This window comes from Streptomyces canus (assembly GCF_041435015.1).
GTDB lineage: Bacteria > Actinomycetota > Actinomycetes > Streptomycetales > Streptomycetaceae > Streptomyces > Streptomyces canus_G.
This window is the reverse complement of sequence record NZ_CP107989.1, coordinates 7696761-7712563: the sequence shown is the minus strand read 5'-3', so window position 1 is coordinate 7712563 and position 15803 is coordinate 7696761. Positions and strand designations below refer to the sequence as shown.

At 69.2% G+C, this 15803-nt stretch carries 13 protein-coding genes and 1 pseudogene; 10 read left to right on the top strand and 4 right to left on the bottom strand.

Translation table 11 applies throughout. From position 1 onward, the window contains the following. Positions 1-156 precede the first annotated feature (156 nt). Positions 157-1539, bottom strand: coding sequence for an ABC transporter substrate-binding protein (locus OG841_RS35180; protein WP_371568194.1), 1383 nt, complete (start codon positions 1537-1539; stop codon positions 157-159). A 207-nt stretch (positions 1540-1746) separates the two neighbouring features. On the opposite strand from OG841_RS35180, the gene OG841_RS35175 reads away from it, so the two are divergent. The 4 genes from OG841_RS35175 (at position 1747) to OG841_RS35160 (ending at position 5472) form a co-directional block, all read left to right on the top strand. Beyond that, positions 1747-2121: a response regulator gene (locus OG841_RS35175; RefSeq protein WP_371568191.1), complete on the top strand. Its 375-nt coding sequence runs from the start codon at positions 1747-1749 to the stop codon at positions 2119-2121. Positions 2122-2334: 213 nt separating this feature from the next. Next, complete coding sequence (locus tag OG841_RS35170) at positions 2335-3291, top strand: hypothetical protein (RefSeq protein ID WP_365117851.1); 957 nt, start codon at positions 2335-2337, stop codon at positions 3289-3291. Positions 3292-3427: 136 nt separating this feature from the next. Further along, the gene (locus OG841_RS35165; protein WP_371568187.1) at positions 3428-4564 is read left to right on the top strand and encodes a LacI family DNA-binding transcriptional regulator; all 1137 of its coding nucleotides are present in this window, start codon (positions 3428-3430) and stop codon (positions 4562-4564) included. Further along, positions 4561-5472, top strand: a complete 912-nt coding sequence (locus OG841_RS35160; protein WP_328637705.1) for a carbohydrate kinase family protein — start codon at positions 4561-4563, stop codon at positions 5470-5472. The genes OG841_RS35165 and OG841_RS35160 overlap by 4 nt, the downstream gene beginning before the upstream one ends. Positions 5473-5621: 149 nt before the next feature. On the opposite strand, the gene uvrA is transcribed toward OG841_RS35160, so the two are convergent. Then, on the bottom strand, positions 5622-8639 hold the full coding sequence (uvrA, locus tag OG841_RS35155; protein WP_328637706.1) for an excinuclease ABC subunit UvrA: 3018 nt from the start codon (positions 8637-8639) through the stop codon (positions 5622-5624). Positions 8640-8868: 229 nt separating this feature from the next. On the opposite strand from uvrA, the gene OG841_RS35150 reads away from it, so the two are divergent. Further along, complete coding sequence (locus OG841_RS35150; RefSeq protein ID WP_328637707.1) at positions 8869-9555, top strand: maleylpyruvate isomerase family mycothiol-dependent enzyme; 687 nt, start codon at positions 8869-8871, stop codon at positions 9553-9555. A 9-nt stretch (positions 9556-9564) separates the two neighbouring features. Next, complete coding sequence (locus OG841_RS35145; RefSeq protein ID WP_371568182.1) at positions 9565-10218, top strand: MBL fold metallo-hydrolase; 654 nt, start codon at positions 9565-9567, stop codon at positions 10216-10218. 203 nt (positions 10219-10421) lie between these two features. Here OG841_RS35145 and OG841_RS35140 read toward each other — a convergent pair whose 3' ends face one another. Then, positions 10422-10877 (bottom strand): hypothetical protein, encoded by a 456-nt coding sequence (locus OG841_RS35140; RefSeq protein WP_371568179.1) that lies wholly within the window; start codon positions 10875-10877, stop codon positions 10422-10424. A gap of 545 nt (positions 10878-11422) precedes the next feature. Here OG841_RS35140 and OG841_RS35135 point away from each other — a divergent pair. From OG841_RS35135 to OG841_RS35120, 4 genes and pseudogenes are all read left to right on the top strand, one after another. Beyond that, positions 11423-12454 (top strand): glycoside hydrolase family 5 protein, encoded by a 1032-nt coding sequence (locus OG841_RS35135; protein WP_371568176.1) that lies wholly within the window; start codon positions 11423-11425, stop codon positions 12452-12454. Next, a protein-coding gene (locus OG841_RS35130) for an IS3 family transposase (RefSeq protein WP_328637499.1) occupies positions 12382-13544 on the top strand; the annotation gives its coding sequence in 2 pieces (ribosomal slippage) (positions 12382-12666 and positions 12669-13544; 1161 coding nt in all). Before OG841_RS35135 ends, OG841_RS35130 begins: the two co-directional genes overlap by 73 nt. 66 nt (positions 13545-13610) lie before the next feature. Beyond that, positions 13611-13760, top strand: a complete 150-nt coding sequence (locus OG841_RS35125) for a hypothetical protein (RefSeq protein ID WP_371568173.1) — start codon at positions 13611-13613, stop codon at positions 13758-13760. A gap of 387 nt (positions 13761-14147) precedes the next feature. Beyond that, positions 14148-15077 (top strand): annotated as a pseudogene (locus tag OG841_RS35120) (transposase). 151 nt (positions 15078-15228) lie between these two features. Here the strand turns inward: OG841_RS35120 and OG841_RS35115 are convergent. Next, positions 15229-15777, bottom strand: a complete 549-nt coding sequence (locus OG841_RS35115; protein WP_328637711.1) for a GNAT family N-acetyltransferase — start codon at positions 15775-15777, stop codon at positions 15229-15231. Positions 15778-15803: the final 26 nt, after the last annotated feature.

Below are 15803 nucleotides of genomic sequence, written 5' to 3'. Positions count from 1 at the left end.
CCGCTGGGTTCCGTCACGCGAACACCCCTTTGTGGAGGGCGCTTTCACGCGCCCGTGCAGGGCACGGTCGGTCGTGGCCCGGCCTCTTCAGCATGCCCGCGAACTCCGCTGCCGTCCATGCGTCCCTGGAGCCACACGACCCGGCGCGGAGGCGGCTCACGGTCCGTCCTTCGGGTAACCGTCGTGGACGGCGAGGTCCTTGTCGATGGCCTCGACCGCCTCGTCGAGCGTGGCCTTCACCGGAGCCCTGTCGATCATGATCTTCGGGAAGGCCCGGGAGAACGCCTCGGTGATCGCCGGGTAGGCGGGGGTGCGCGGCCTCGGCCGGGCCACACCGCCCGTCAACTGCTCGATGAACAGGCGCTCGGCACCGCCCTCGGCGTACTCCGGCGAGAGCTTCACCGCGCTGCGCGTGGCCGGGATCGCGCCGTTGGCCACGCTCATCCGGTGGATCTGGTCCGGCTTCAGCAGATAGGCGAGGAAGCGCCATACGGCGTCGCCGTCGGCCCCGCCCGAGGTCACGCCCCATTGCCAGGAGCCCATCCCGGTCACGGTGCCCTCGCCGAAGTCGGGCAGCGGCACGATCGCCAGGTCACCGGGGAACTTCCTGGTGTAGTCCGGGTACCACCAGTGGCCTGTCCAGGAGATGGCACTGCGCTCCTGGAGGAAGGTATGAACGCTCCTGCCGGGCTCGACGAGACCCTCCTGCACCCAGCTCTGCAAGGTGGTGAGCGCCTCGACCGACTCGGGTCCGTTCAGGAAGCCGTCGGCGGTCCGGAACGTCCTGGGATCGATGAGATCCCCGCCCGCCGACCACACCGCGGGCGCGAAGCCGTAGGTGTTCCACTCCTCGCCGGGCTTCGCGTCGACGAGGCCCATGTCGAGCGGATACCGGTACCCCGCCTTGCGCAGGGTGCGCAGGATGTCCGTGAACTCGCGGGCGGTCCAGGCGTCCTCGGCGCTCCGGGGAATGCGGATACGGGCCTTCTTCAGCACCGACGGCCGCACATAGAGCCCGAGCCCGGAGTCGAAGGTGCCGATCCCGTACAACCTCCCCGCGTAGGTGCCCTGTTGGCGGATCGAGGGCAGCAGGTCCTTCCGCAGGCTGTCGGACAGACAGGAGTCGATCGGCTTGATCTTGCCGGACCAGGCATAGCTGTAGAGCCGGGGTCCGTCGAAGTCGAGCAGGTCCGGCAGGTCGCCGCTGGCCGCGGCGGAGAGCACCAGTTCGTTGTACGGCCGCTGTTCGGGCAGTGTGACGACCTCGACCCGCACCTCCCGCTGCGCCTTGTTGAAGTCCTGGACCTGGCGGCGCAGCGTGTTGTACTCGGCGCTCGGCCCCGCGTGGAACCACACGGTGACCTGCGCGGTGCCCTCGATCCTGCCGTCGCAGGTGGTGTCGGTACGGGTCCGCTCGCCCCTGTCGCCGCCGCCTCCTCCGCCACCGCACGCGACGAGCAGCAGCACGGCTGCCACCAGCCCCGAGGCCAGGGCGCGACGCCCACGGCCTCTTCCGACGTCTCCGAGCGGCACATTCATGGCACACCCCCACTCGACCGGACTCGCACGGCCTCCCCAGGGCAGCCCACATGCTACCGCCCGTCACCCCTCGCTGCGCTGGGTGAGCGGGAACTGACGTGTTCGGCACAGGACTCGAGCACATTCCAGGTGCCGGGAAGCAATCCGTCCCGACTCTTTCCGGGTAGCCGGAAAGCGCGATCCCCGGACGGTTGGGACCCTGTGCGCATGTCCATGCGCTGTCTTCTCGTCGATGACAGCATCCGGTTCCTGGAGGCCGCGCGCAGTCTGCTGGAACGCGACGGGATACCTGTCGTCGGCGTCGCACTGTCCGGTACCGAGGCTCTCGCACGGGCCACGGAGCTGACCCCGGACGTCGTCCTGGTCGATCTCGACCTCGACGGCGAGAGCGGGTTCGACGTGGCGGCGGAGCTGGCCCGCAGTGTCTCCTGCGTCATCATCCTGATCTCCACACACGCGCTGGACGACGTCCGGGAGCTGGTCGCCGGCAGTCCGGCGCGCGGCTTTCTGCCCAAGTCGGCGCTGTCGGCGCGGGCGATCAGGGAGTCGCTGGGCGGCGACGGGGAGGCCCCGTCCGCCTGAAACAAAGGGGCCGCCGTCCGGCCGGGAGTGCGCCATCGTTCGGCGGCAGGTGTTGTCGGGACTTGGTCAACACGCTTCAATGCGGGGGAACTCGGGGCCGGGAACGACGGCGTACGGATGTGAAGCCTCCATGCGGCACTGCCGCGGACGGCCCCGACGCACCCTCACGTACGGCCTGACCAGCCGCCCGGACCTGCACAGAAAGGCCCCTGCATGCCGCACGCCACACAGCACGCGGACGTCGCGACCGTCGCCGACGCGGAACTGGACACGGCCCTGCGAGGCGGCCCCTTTCACGTCGCGCTGCGCGCCGCGATCGCCGCCCGGGGGCTGCCGCTGCAGCGCGTCCAGCATCATTTGACGCGGTACGGGGTCAGGGTGGGCGTCACCAGCCTGAGCTACTGGCAGCAGGGTGCCCGGCGCCCGCAGCGTCCCGAGTCGCTGCGGGCCGTACGGGCGCTGGAGGAGATCCTGCAGCTGCCGGAGGAGTCGCTGATCCGGCTGCTCGCCGAGCACGACGACCGGTCGGCCGCCGTACGGCCCGGGGCGCGCTCCTACCGCTCCCTCCTCGCGGCCTCGGACGTCCTCGAACAGCTGTTGGGCGAGCTGGACTCGCCGCCCGACGGCGGGCTGCACACGCTCGGCCACCACGAGCGGATAGACATCGGGGCGCGCCGCGAGCTACGCGGCCGCGAGTCGCACCACATCGTGCGCGCCCACCGTGAGGGCGTCGACCGTTTCATGGCCGTCCACCACGGCGACCCGGGGTGCAGGCCCGATCTCATGACCGTGCATGCGCTGGAGAACTGCCGTACGGGACGCGTCCGTTCGCACCAGGACACGGGGGTGCTCGTCGCCGAGCTGCTCCTCGACGCCCGGCTGCGCGCGGGGGACACCTTCCTGTTCCGCTACCACGTCGAGGACGGCACGGCCGGGGTGTCCCGCGAGTACGTGCGCGGCTTCGGCTCACCGGGCGGTCAGTACGCGCTCCAGGTCCGCTTCGACGAGAACGCCCTGCCCCTGCGCTGCCACCGCTTCGCCCAGCACTCCCCCGCGGCGCCCCGCAGCGGCCGCCAGGAACTGGCCCTCACCGGCCACCACCACTCGGTGCACCTCGTCGAGCAGCGGGTGCGGTCGGGGGTCGTCGGGATCGGGTGGGACTGGGAGTGACCGGGGTGACGTCAGGTCGGCGGCTGCGCGTAAACGTTTGCGCAAGCGTTTACGTGCGCTGCTGAATGGGATACCTTCCGGGCCGAGGGTCACTGCTTCCGGTGCCCCGTGGGCGTCCTTCCGGGAGGGGAACCCGATGCCGACCATGGCCGACGTGGCACGTAGCGCCGGGGTGTCCGTGGCGACCGTCTCGCACGTCCTCAACGGCACCCGGCCGGTCCTGCCCCACACCCGCCAGGCCGTGCTGGACGCCGTCGACGAGCTCGGTTACACCCCCAACACCCTCGCCCGCTCCCTGGTGACCTCCCGCACCCGCTCCATCGGGCTCGCGGTGTCGGCGATCAGCAACCCGTACTTCACGGAGATCCTCCAGGGCGTCGAGGCGGGCGCACTGGAACACGGCTACAGCCTGCTCATCGCCGATCCGCACGACGATCCCGACCACGAGTGCAAGGTCGTCCAACTGCTGCACGAGAGGCGGGTGGACGGCATGATCGTCGCGCCCTCGGCGGACCCGTGCGAGCTGGTCTCCTACCTCGGGCGCCACCGGGTCCCGACGGTGTTCCTCGACCGTGTGATCGACGGAGTGATCGAAGGTGTGGTCGGCGGTGTGGTCGAGGACCCGGCGGACGGTCCGCAGCACTTCGACCAGGTCTGCGCCGAGAACACCGGGCCGACGGCCCGGCTGGTCACCCATCTCGCCGGACTCGGCCACCGACGCATCGGCCTGGTGGCGGGCCTGCCCGGGCTGAGCACCACCGCCGAACGGATCTCCGGATACCGCCACGGCCTCACCACCGCCCGTCTCCCCTACGACGACGACCTCGTCGTCCACGGCGACTCCGAGTCGGCCGGAGCCGAGCGGGCCACAGCCACCCTGCTCTCCCTCGCCGAGCCGCCCACCGCCCTCGTCACCGCCAACAACGCGATGACCATCGGCACCCTGCGCGCCCTGCAAGACCGCGGTCTGTCGGTGCCGGACGACCTCGCCCTGTGCTGCTTCGACGACTTCGCCTGGGCCGACCTGTTCTCGCCCCGGCTCACCGCGATCGCCCAGCCGAGCAGGGAGATCGGCGCGCAGGCGGTCCGTGTGCTCCTGGAACGCCTCGCCGCGCCGGACCGGCCCGCCCGGACCGTGCGCCTCGACTGCACGTTCGTCCACCGCACGTCATGCGGTTGCCCCGACTCCGGGGAGCGGGGGCGGCCCTCGCAGTCCTCGCAGTCCTCGCAGCCTTCCCAGCCCTCGCAGTTCGAGAAAGGAAACGTCTCGTGATCGTCGTCGCCGGTGAGGCCCTGATCGACCTGGTACCGCAGGGCAGGGGCGCCCTCGCGAGCCTCACGCCCGCGCTCGGCGGCGGCCCCTACAACACCGCCGTGGCCCTCGGCCGGCTCGGCTCCGCCACCGCCTTCTGCTCCCGCACCTCGCTCGACGCCTTCGGCGAGGCCCTGCTCGACGGGCTGCGGGAGGCGGGGGTGGACGTGTCCCCCGTGCAGCGCGGTGCGGAACCCACCACGCTCGCCGTCGCCACGATCGACACCAACGGCTCGGCCGCCTACTCGTTCTACGTCGACGGCACCGCCGACCGCCTGTTCACCGCCCCCGCCTCACTCCCCACCGACACGCGCGCGGTGTCCTTCGGTACCTGCTCGCTCGTCCTGGAACCGGGGGCGAGCGCCTACGAGGAACTGCTGCGGACCGCGGCCGCGCAGGGTGTGTTCACCGCGCTCGACCCCAACATCCGGGCCGGGCTGATCCCCGACGCGGACGCCTACCGGGCCCGGTTCAAGAGCTGGCTGCCGTCGGTGTCGCTGCTCAAGCTCTCCGAGGAGGACGCGCTGTGGCTGGGCGGCACCCCGCGTGAGTGGCTGGCCTCGGGGCCCTCGGCCGTCGTGGTCACCCATGGCGGCGACGGGCTCACCGTGTTCACCCGAGACGGGGCGGCGCTTGCCGTGCCGGGCGAGAAGGTCGACGTCGTGGACACCATCGGCGCCGGCGACACCGTGAACGCGGCCCTGCTGCACGGTCTGGGCACCCTCGACGCGCTGTCCCCCGCAGGGCTCGCGGGCCTGGGCGTCGAGGACTGGACCCGGCTGCTGCGGTTCGCGGCACGCGCGGCCGCGATCACCTGCTCCCGGGCGGGGGCGCAGCCGCCGTACGCGTCCGAGCTGGGCGGACTGTAGGCACTGAGGAGACCGGTACGGGTCCGCGGGGGCGGCACGTCGAGCCAGGGAGCTGACGACGGAGCGAGCGGTGCCCCGCGGGAACTTCCCGCGGGGCACCGCTCGTCGCGTGTCTTCTCCGGATGTGGACGGCTCGCCGCCCCGGCGCCTCAGGCCTTGCGGGCCCGGGTCGCCTTCTTGGCGGGCGCGGCCTTCTTGGTTGTCGTCGTCCTGGCCGTCGCCGTCTTCTTCGCCGTCGACTTGGCGGCGACCGTCTTCTTCGCCGCGGCCGTCTTCCTGGCCGGTGCCTTGCGCGGGGCCTTCACCGCGGCCCCGTCGCTGATCCGGTCGGCGCCGAGGATCTCCCTGAGGAACTTGCCGGTGTGGCTGGCCGGGACTCCGGCGACCTCCTCCGGGGTGCCCTCGGCGACGACGAGTCCGCCGCCCGCGCCGCCCTCGGGTCCCATGTCGACCACCCAGTCGGCCGTCTTGATCACATCGAGGTTGTGCTCGATGACGATGACGGTGTTGCCCTTGTCGACCAGGCCGGACAGGACCTTCAGCAGCTTGCTGATGTCCTCGAAGTGCAGACCGGTGGTCGGCTCGTCCAGGACGTAGACCGTACGGCCGGTGGACCGCTTCTGGAGCTCGCTGGCGAGCTTCACGCGCTGCGCCTCGCCACCGGACAGAGTGGTCGCGGCCTGGCCGAGACGGACGTAGCCGAGACCGACGTCCTTGAGGGTGTTGAGGTGGCGGGCGATCGCGGGGACGGCCTCGAAGAAGTCCGTGGCCTCCTCGATCGGCATGTTGAGGACGTCGGAGATGGACTTGCCCTTGTAGTGGACCTCCAGCGTCTCCCGGTTGTAGCGGGCGCCGTGGCAGACCTCGCACGGGACGTAGACGTCCGGGAGGAAGTTCATCTCGATCTTGATCGTGCCGTCGCCCGCGCAGTTCTCGCAGCGGCCGCCCTTGACGTTGAAGGAGAAGCGTCCGGGCATGTAGCCGCGGACCTTCGCCTCGGTGGTCTCGGCGAACAGCTTGCGGACGTGGTCGAAGACGCCGGTGTACGTCGCCGGGTTGGACCGCGGGGTGCGGCCGATGGGCGACTGGTCGACGTGCACGACCTTGTCGACGAGGTCGTCGCCGTCCACGCGCGTGTGCCGGCCGGGGACGCTCCTCGCGCCGTTGAGCTCGCGCGCCAGGTGGGTGTACAGGATGTCGTTGACCAGGGTCGACTTGCCGGAGCCGGAGACACCGGTGACCGCGGTGAACACACCCAGCGGGAAGGACACGTCGATGTCCTGGAGGTTGTTCTCACGGGCTCCGTGCACCGTGAGCTTCCGGGACGGGTCCAGGGGGCGGCGGATGTCGGGCAGCGGGATGGCCTTCTTGCCCGACAGGTACTGGCCCGTCTCCGACTCGGCGTTGGCGAGCAGCTCCTTCAGGGAGCCGCTGTGCACGACCTTGCCGCCGTGCTCGCCCGCGCCGGGGCCGATGTCGACGATCCAGTCGGCGACCTTGATGGTGTCCTCGTCGTGCTCGACGACGATGAGGGTGTTGCCCATGTCGCGCAGCCGGACCAGGGTCTCGATCAGCCGGTGGTTGTCGCGCTGGTGCAGGCCGATGGACGGCTCGTCGAGGACGTACAGGACGCCGACGAGTCCGGAGCCGATCTGGGTGGCCAGACGGATGCGCTGGGCCTCGCCGCCGGAGAGGGTGCCGGCCGCGCGGTTCAGCGAGAGGTAGTCCAGGCCGACGTCGACCAGGAACTTCAGTCGTTCGTTGACCTCCTTCAGCACGCGCTCGGCGATCTTCTTGTCACGGGCGCTGAGCTTCAGCTCACCCAGGAAGTCCGCGCAGTCGCTGATGGACATGCCGGAGACCTCGGCGATCGACTTGCCCATGACGGTGACCGCGAGGACGAGCGGCTTGAGGCGGGTGCCCTCACAGGTGGGGCAGGGCACCTCGCGCATGTAGCCCTCGAAGCGCTCGCGGCTGGCGTCGCTCTCGGACTCGCTGTGCCGGCGCTTGACGAAGGGAACGGCACCTTCGAAGGGGGTCGTGTAGACCCGCTCGCGGCCGTACCGGTTGCGGTAGCGGACCTCGATCTGCGTCTTGTGGCCGTGGAGCAGGGCCTTCTTGGCGCGCTGGGGCAGCCCGGCGAAGGGGATGTCCGTCCGGAAGCCCAGCGCGTCCGCGAGGGCGCCGATCAGACGGCCGAAGTAGTCCTTGGTGTGCCCGTGCGACCAGGGGTGGATGGCGCCCTCGTCGAGGGACTTGTCCTCGTCGGGGACGATCAGCTCGGGGTCGACCTCCATGCGCGTGCCGATGCCGGAGCAGTCGGGGCAGGCGCCGAAGGGCGAGTTGAAGGAGAAGGAGCGGGGCTCCAGCTCCTCGAAGGACAGGTCGTCGTACGTGCAGTACAGGTGCTCCGAGAACATGCGCTCGCGCTCGGGGTCGTCCTCGGGGAGGTCGACGAAGTCGAGCACGACCATGCCGCCGGCGAGGCCGAGGGCGGTCTCCACCGAGTCGGTGAGACGGCGCTTGGCGGATTCCTTCACCGTGAGGCGGTCGATGACCACCTCGATGGTGTGCTTCTCCTGCTTCTTCAGCGTGGGCGGGTTGGAGAGCTGGATGGTCTCGCCGTCCACGCGCGCACGGCTGTAGCCCTTGGTCTGGAGATCGGCGAAGAGATCGACGAACTCTCCCTTGCGCTCGCGCACCAGCGGCGAGAGCACCTGGAAGCGGCTCCCCTCCGGCAGCTCCAGGACCTTGTCGACGATGGCCTGCGGCGACTGGCGCGAGATCGGGCGGCCGCACTCGGGACAGTGCGGCTTGCCGATGCGCGCGAAGAGCAGGCGCAGGTAGTCGTAGACCTCGGTGATGGTGCCGACCGTCGAGCGCGGGTTGCGCGAGGTCGACTTCTGGTCGATGGAGACCGCGGGCGAGAGACCCTCGATGAAGTCGACGTCGGGCTTGTCCATCTGGCCGAGGAACTGGCGGGCGTACGAGGAGAGCGACTCCACGTAGCGACGCTGGCCCTCGGCGAAGATGGTGTCGAAGGCCAGGGAGGACTTGCCCGACCCGGACAGGCCCGTGAAGACGATGAGCGAGTCGCGAGGCAGGTCGAGCGAGACGTTCTTCAGGTTGTGCTCGCGCGCGCCACGGACGATGAGACGGTCGGCCACGCCGGTCCGCACCTTTCTTGGCTTGAGAGGAGTGACAGGGGCGGGGCCCCCGTGCTTTCTCAGACTAGGGGGAGCCACTGACAACGCCGGTCGGATTCCCCGGAGGCATAACAATCCCCGACCATCCAGCATGCCCGACGCCGCACTCGACCATATAGCACGCGCTTTCGATTTACGGCACTGCTTCACCACCTTCACCCAAAGGGGTGGCGGAGCTAGGGTCAGCACCATGATTGATCACGCTCATGACCTGGTGTCTGTACGTGGTGCGACCGAGCGGCTCCTGACCGCAGCCGCCACGTTGGACAACGCGTCCGTGACCGAGTCGTCACGGCTGCCGGGCTGGAACCGCGGCCATGTCCTCGCACACCTGTCCCGCAATGCCGACGCCCTCGTGAACGTTCTGCGGGGACAGCCCATGTACCCCTCCGCTGAAGCGCGCGACGCCGACATCGAGCGCGACGCCCCGCGCCCCCTCGACGTCCAGCTCGCCGACCTCCGCGACAGTGCCGAGCGCTTCCAGGACGTGGGGGCCGCACCGGCCGACTGGTCGCGCACGGTCGAGCTCCGCAACGGGGTCACCGACTCGGCGTCCCGGGTGCCGTTCCGGCGGTGGGTCGAGGTGGAGCTGCACCACGTGGACCTCGGGATCGGCTACGAGCTGGAGGATCTCCCGGAGGACTTCGTCCAGCGCGAGATCGACTTCCTCGCGCAGCGGTTCCTGGGGCACCCCGACGTCCCTTCCCTCGTGATCGAGGAGGACGACGGCCGCCGGATCCCGACGGGCGGCCACGAGGACATCGCACTCGTCGTCACGGGGCGCCGGGCCGACCTGCTCGGCTGGCTGGCCGGCCGCCGCGACGGCTCGGCACTGACGGTCCACGGCGGCGCCCTCCCCTCACTGCCCCCGCTATAGGCTGACGCCATGACGTACAGCGGACAGGTGACGGTCGGCGGGCCCGCCGACGTGCACGAGCTCAAGGACCTGATGATCACCAAGATCGCGGTCGGTCCAATGGACAACAACGCCTATCTGCTGCGCTGCCGGGTCACCGACGAGCAACTGCTGATCGACGCGGCCAACGACGCGCACACCCTGCTGGGCATGATCGGCGACGACGGCATCGCCTCCGTCGTCACCACGCATCAGCACGGCGACCACTGGCAGGCGCTCGCCGCGGTCGTCGCGGCCACACGCGCGCGTACGTACGCCGGCCGGGACGACGCCGAAGGCATCCCCGTGCCCACCGACGTCCTGGTCGACGACGGCGACACCATCCGCGTGGGGCGTGTGGAGCTGACCGCGCGCCACCTGGTCGGGCACACACCGGGCTCGATCGCCCTCGTCTACGACGACCCCCACGGGCATCCCCATGTGTTCACCGGGGACTGCCTGTTCCCGGGGGGTCCTGGCCGGACAACACGGCCGGAGGATTTCAACTCCTTGATGGACGGCCTGGAGACCAAGGTATTCGACGCCCTGCCCGATGAGACCTGGGTCTACCCCGGCCACGGCAATGACACCACCCTCGGCACAGAGCGACCCCGCCTCGCAGAATGGCGCGCACGAGGCTGGTAACCACTCAACGACGACTGGTTGTACGGCCAGCCCGCACACGCGCAGCGACGTGGCCGGGCGTTCGGTCGGCACTCTCCCCCTCACCCGGAACGGCAAAGACTTCGCGGGGGGGGGCTTCGACCTGGCGGTGCACGAGCCTGCCCTGAGTTCCCGAAGATCGGGGGCACCCTCGTTTCGCGTGCAGCGTTGTTCTTCGGCCGCGATCAGGACAGTGAAGGCGTCTGCGTGCCGGCGGGCAGCTCACCGTGCAGGCGCCGATAGCCCCAACTTGGATTTTCCCTGGCCAGGCGCAGCACCAGCGCCCGGATCGAGTGCACGGTGCGGGGCCGGCCTCCGCGCTTCGGCCGGGACTGGGAAGCGTGTCGGCGGGCGATGACGTTGCGGTGCCGGCGCAGTACCGTGTCCGGCCGCACCAGCAGCCGCATCCGGCGCAGCACTTCCCGTGGCAGGCCATGGAGGAGCGACGCCAAAAACGCCCGGTCGCTCGCGTGGAACCGGACCTGCTGGCCGTTCAGCTGCCGTTCCAGAACGCCGATCTGGTGGCGCAGAGCGAGGGTCTCGACATTTTCTCCCGGTCGCTCATCGGCAGCAGTCGCAGCATCGCGAACGCGTTCGTCACACCCAGGTACGCCAGTCCCAGCAGCACGACCGATCATCATGCCGCGCCAAGCGGCGCCGCGCGATACCGGCGACTCGATCGGCCTCGGCCAACGCCCAAACCCGATCCCACCTGCGTGGACGAGGTATTGGGCAAGGGCAGCGTCACGTCACGAGCAGGGGTATCGGCGCTCGCATCACTAGCCTCGCCGTTTCGGTTGGGTCGGCGGCTGGTGAGGCGGAAATGTGAAAGTGCCTTCCTGACTTGGGACGATGAACCTTGCTGAGGGGTTCGGTCGGTCCAAGCGGAGGACACCTTCTACGTACAGGCTGTCGGGTTGCGTCCCAAGGTCCATCTACCCGGACCATGACGGCTTGCGGATCACCTGGAACAATGACTCCGCCGACGCCCCCCGATCCACGACGCGCCTCCTGCGAGAGCACGCGGCGACCATGGCGTCCGCTTTCCGCTGAGCAACCTCGCACCCTCGATTTCCCAGGCGTGGGGCGCATAGGGGATGCGCCCCACGCACCACCCCCATCGGGAGACACGTTGAGAGTTCGTCACTCCACTGCTGGAAGCCGCTGGGCAGCAGGCGTTCTCGCCATGCTGCTGGGCCTGATCGGAGCGCTGCTCGTGCCCGAGCCGGTGTCCGCGGCACAGGCTGCCCGCGGTACGTCCGTCATCGGGCATGCCGCCTCCGCCTCCGCCGCGGCGTTGCCCACCAGGCTGCGCGGAGTCAACCGCTCCGGCACCGAGTTCATGTGCGTGCAGAACCGGGGCATCTTCGACGGCCCTGCTGACAGCGCCTCGATCCAGGCGATCAAGAACTGGCAGGCCAACGTCGTCCGCGTTCCGCTCAACGAGGACTGCTGGCTCGGCACCAACGGCGTCAACTCCGCCTACAGCGGCACCAACTACCGTAACGCCATCTCCGATTACGTCTCCCGGCTCCGCCAGGCCGGCCTGTACGTCATCCTCGAACTGCACTGGAGCAGCGGTGTCCACATAGGCTTCGGCTCCAGCTGCTGGACGTATGCCTCGCAGTGCCAGAAGCCCATGCCCAACAGCGACCACACCCCGGACTTCTGGAAGTCGGTGGCCAACACCTTCAAGAGCGACCAGGCCGTCGTCTTCGACCTGTTCAACGAGCCCTTCCCGAACCTGGTGATGTTCGACCACAACGCCTCGTGGAAGTGCTGGCGCGATGGCGGTTCGGCATGCATCGGCTTCCTCTACTCCGTGGCTGGTATGCAGACTCTCATCGATGCCGTGCGGTCCACCGGCGCGACCAACTACATCATGGTCGGCGGCATCAACTACTCCAACGACCTGTCGGGGTGGCTGACGTACGCGCCCTCGGACCCCGCCGCGAAGCTCGTGGTGTCCTGGCACTCGTACAACTTCAACAGCTGCAACACCCAGAGCTGCTGGGACTCCCAGATCGCGCCCGTTGCCGCCCGCTATCCGCTGGTGGTCGGCGAGATCGGCCAGAAGGGTCTGCCGCACGATCGGGTGACATCTGAACTGGCTTGCCCTGTGGGGCGGGTGGGAAGGATGTCGCTGTGCCCAAGCCTTATCCGGAGGAGTTCCGCCAGGACGTTGTGCGGGTCGCGAGGAACCGCGGTCCGGGTGTGACGGTCGAGCAGGTGGCCACCGACTTCGGAGTCCATCCGATGACGTTGTGGAAGTGGATGCGTCGCGCGGACATCGACGACGGAACCAAGCCCGGAACGACCGGCCAGGAGAGCGCAGAGCTTCGGGAAGCTCGTCGGCGGATCAAGCTGCTGGAGCAGGAGAACGAGGTTCTGCGGCGGGCCGCGGCCTATCTGTCACAGGCGCATCTGCCGGGAAAAGGATCTACCCGCTCGTGAAGGAGCTGGCCGGGGACGGGGTGCCCGTCACGGTTGCGTGCCGGGTGCTGAAGCTCGCCAGGCAGCCCTACTACCGCTGGCTGGACCAGCCGGTGACCGATGCCATGCTGGAGGAGGCGTACCGCGCGAACGCGCTGTTCGACGCGCACCGTGACGACCCGGAGTTCGGCTACCGCTTCCTGGCAGACGAAGCGCGCGGTGCCGGGGCCGTGATGGCGGACCGGACCGCGTGGCGAATCTGCCGGGACAACCGCTGGTGGAGCGTGTTCGGCAAGAAGCGCGGCAAGGCCAAGAAGGCCGGCCCGCCGGTGCACGACGACCTGGTCCGCCGTGACTTCACCGCGGTTGGCCCGAACCGGCTGTGGCTCGCCGACATCACCGAACACGCCACCGGCGAAGGCAAGTTGTATCTCTGTGCGATCAAGGATGTCTTCAGCAAAAGGATCGTCGGCTACTCGATGGACACGCGGATGAAGTCCCGCCTGGCCGTCACAGCCCTCAACAACGCTGTCGCCCGGCGTGGACACGTCGACGGGTGCATTCTGCACAGCGATCGCGGGTCGCAGTTCCGGTCACGGAAGTTCGTCCGGGCGCTCGATCGTCACCGGATCGTCGGTTCGATAGGGAGGGTCGGGGCGGCAGGCGACAACGCGGCCATGGAGTCCTTCTTCAGCCTGCTGCAGAAGAACGTCCTCGACCGTCGATCGTGGGCCACCCGCGAGGAACTGCGGATTGCGATCGTGACCTGGATCGAGAGGACCTACCACCGGCGCCGCAGACAAGCCTCGCTCGGCCGGCTGACCCCCGTCGAATTCGAGAGCGTCATGACCACACCGGCTCTCCAGGCCGCGTGACCGAACCTGTCACCCAAAGCTGCACCAGACCCGAACGACTGCGCCCACGGCTACATCGACACCCTCATGAACTGGCTGGATAGCCGAGATCTCGGCTACCTGGGCTGGACCTGGAACACGTGGGACTGCAAGTCCGGCCCGTCGCTCATCACCGACTACAACGGGACCCCGACCGCCTACGGACAGGGACTCAAGAACCGCCTCGCCTCCGGCTGACCGGAGTGCGGACGGAGGGCTGCTCCGGCTCACCGGAGCAGCCCCGCCCATCCGCACGACCCGCTGCGTGCTCCGGCGGCACGATGGTGCCCCACGTCCACAAAGAGCCGTTCAGCGGGCAGGAACAAGTCCAGGAAAGCTCGGGAGAGCCAGTAAGGCTCCGCCCCCGCGCCCTCACCGTTTGGTCCGCGTAGGCGGCGGGAACTGACTCGCAGAGGGCAGGCGACGAACTGGCCGACGTCCCGGAACGGCCGCTTCTGCACCGAGCTCTAGCCTCACCGTTTCGGTTGGGTCGGCGGCTGGTGAGGCGGAAATGTGACCTTCCTGACCTGGGACGATGAACCTTGCTGAGGGGATCGGTCGGTCCAAGCGGAGGGCACTTTCCACGTGCAGGCTATCGGGTTGCGTCCCAAGGTCCATGTCAGTGCCGACGGTTCGGGGGTGGTCGGGCATGCCGGGCCACGGTTGCCGGCAGATCTCGCGGATGCCACCGGGCTGGTGGCCGCGTACTCGGCCGCTCTCAGGCCGCTTCGGCCGCGCGGGACCGGACACGATCCGGGCCGGATCGCCACCGACCTGGCGGTGTTGCTCGCCGACGGCGGCGAGGCCATCGCGGACCTGGCTGTACTGCGGGACCAGGGTGAAGTGTTCGGCCCGGTCAGCCTCAACCTGCGGTTCTCGGTCGGATACGCGGTCACCGAGCCGGTCCGCCGCGCCATTCAAGCCGTGCCCAACCACCTCTGGCATCCCGCCCTGGACCAGGACGGAACGCTGCGTGACGGCGCTGAGGTCGCCGAGCTGACCGGCATGCTCGACCTGACCGGCTAGCCGGCCGACTCTCGCATCATCGTGCGCCGGGAGCGGCCGCACCCCGGAACCCAACTGTCCCTGTTCGATCAGGACGAGGGTCGGCGGCATCAGGTGTTCCTCACCGACACCCCGTACTGCGGCGGCGGCTCCGACCAATTCCTGGAGGCCCGCCACCGCGGGCACGCCACGGTCGAGGACCGCGTCCGGTGCGGCAAGACCACCGGCTTCGGCCGCTTCCCCTCCCGCGACTTCCAAGCCAACGCCGCCTGGCTCGAACTCAGCCTCGCGGCGATCGACCTGCTGGCCTGGATGCGCTTCCTGTTGCTGGACGGCGAACTCGCCACTGCCGAGCCGAAGAAGCTCCGCTACCGGCTACTGCACGTCGCCGCCCGCCTCACCCGCGGCGGCCGCCGCCTGCGCCTGCGAATATCGGCGACCTGGCCCTGGCGACACGAACTCGCCACCGCCTTCCACCGCCTCGCAACACTGTCCCGCCCGGCCGGCTGACCAGCAACCCCCTGACCGCCCGCGACCCGAAGGACCTTGGAGAACCCGACCACCGCGCCGGGACCCCGCCACGCCCAAGCACCGAAATCACATCGCCACGAGACAGCCGACCCCTCAGCCACGCCTCATCCCACCAACCGAAACGGCGAGGCTAGGCGTTGGGGTCACGCAAGCCGACCGCGTCATGCCGCCAGAACGGCTCTGCATAGACCAGCGTCCCCGTCATCCATGGTTCATGCCCCGGGAACCTGATGACCTGAAAGGCACCGTCCGGGATGCGCAGGGACGGCTTTCGGAAGCCCAGGCCACCACCGGGCGCGAAGCCGAAACGCGAGTAATAGCCCGGATCACCCTCCAGGAAGACGAGCGGAACAGCGCGCTCGGCGAGGACCCCCAGGCCGTGTCGAACCAGGGCCGAGCCGATACCCCGCTTATGGAGCTCAGGCATCACGGCCAAAGGACTGAGGACTTGCACGTCAACCAGCCGACGAGGCGCATCGAGAAGACTGCGGGTGAACATGACATGCCCAACGACCTGCCCGTCGTGCTCGGCGACCAGCGAGAGACCGTCCTGGGGTGTGATGGTGTCCCGCAGGGTATCGACCAGGTCGGCCACGACAAGGCCATGGTCACCGAACGCCTGCAGGTGAACATCCCGCACGGCCTGCCTGTCGCTGGGAAGTTCTTCGCGAAGATCCATGCCCGGAGGGTAAAGGCCCCTTCGGG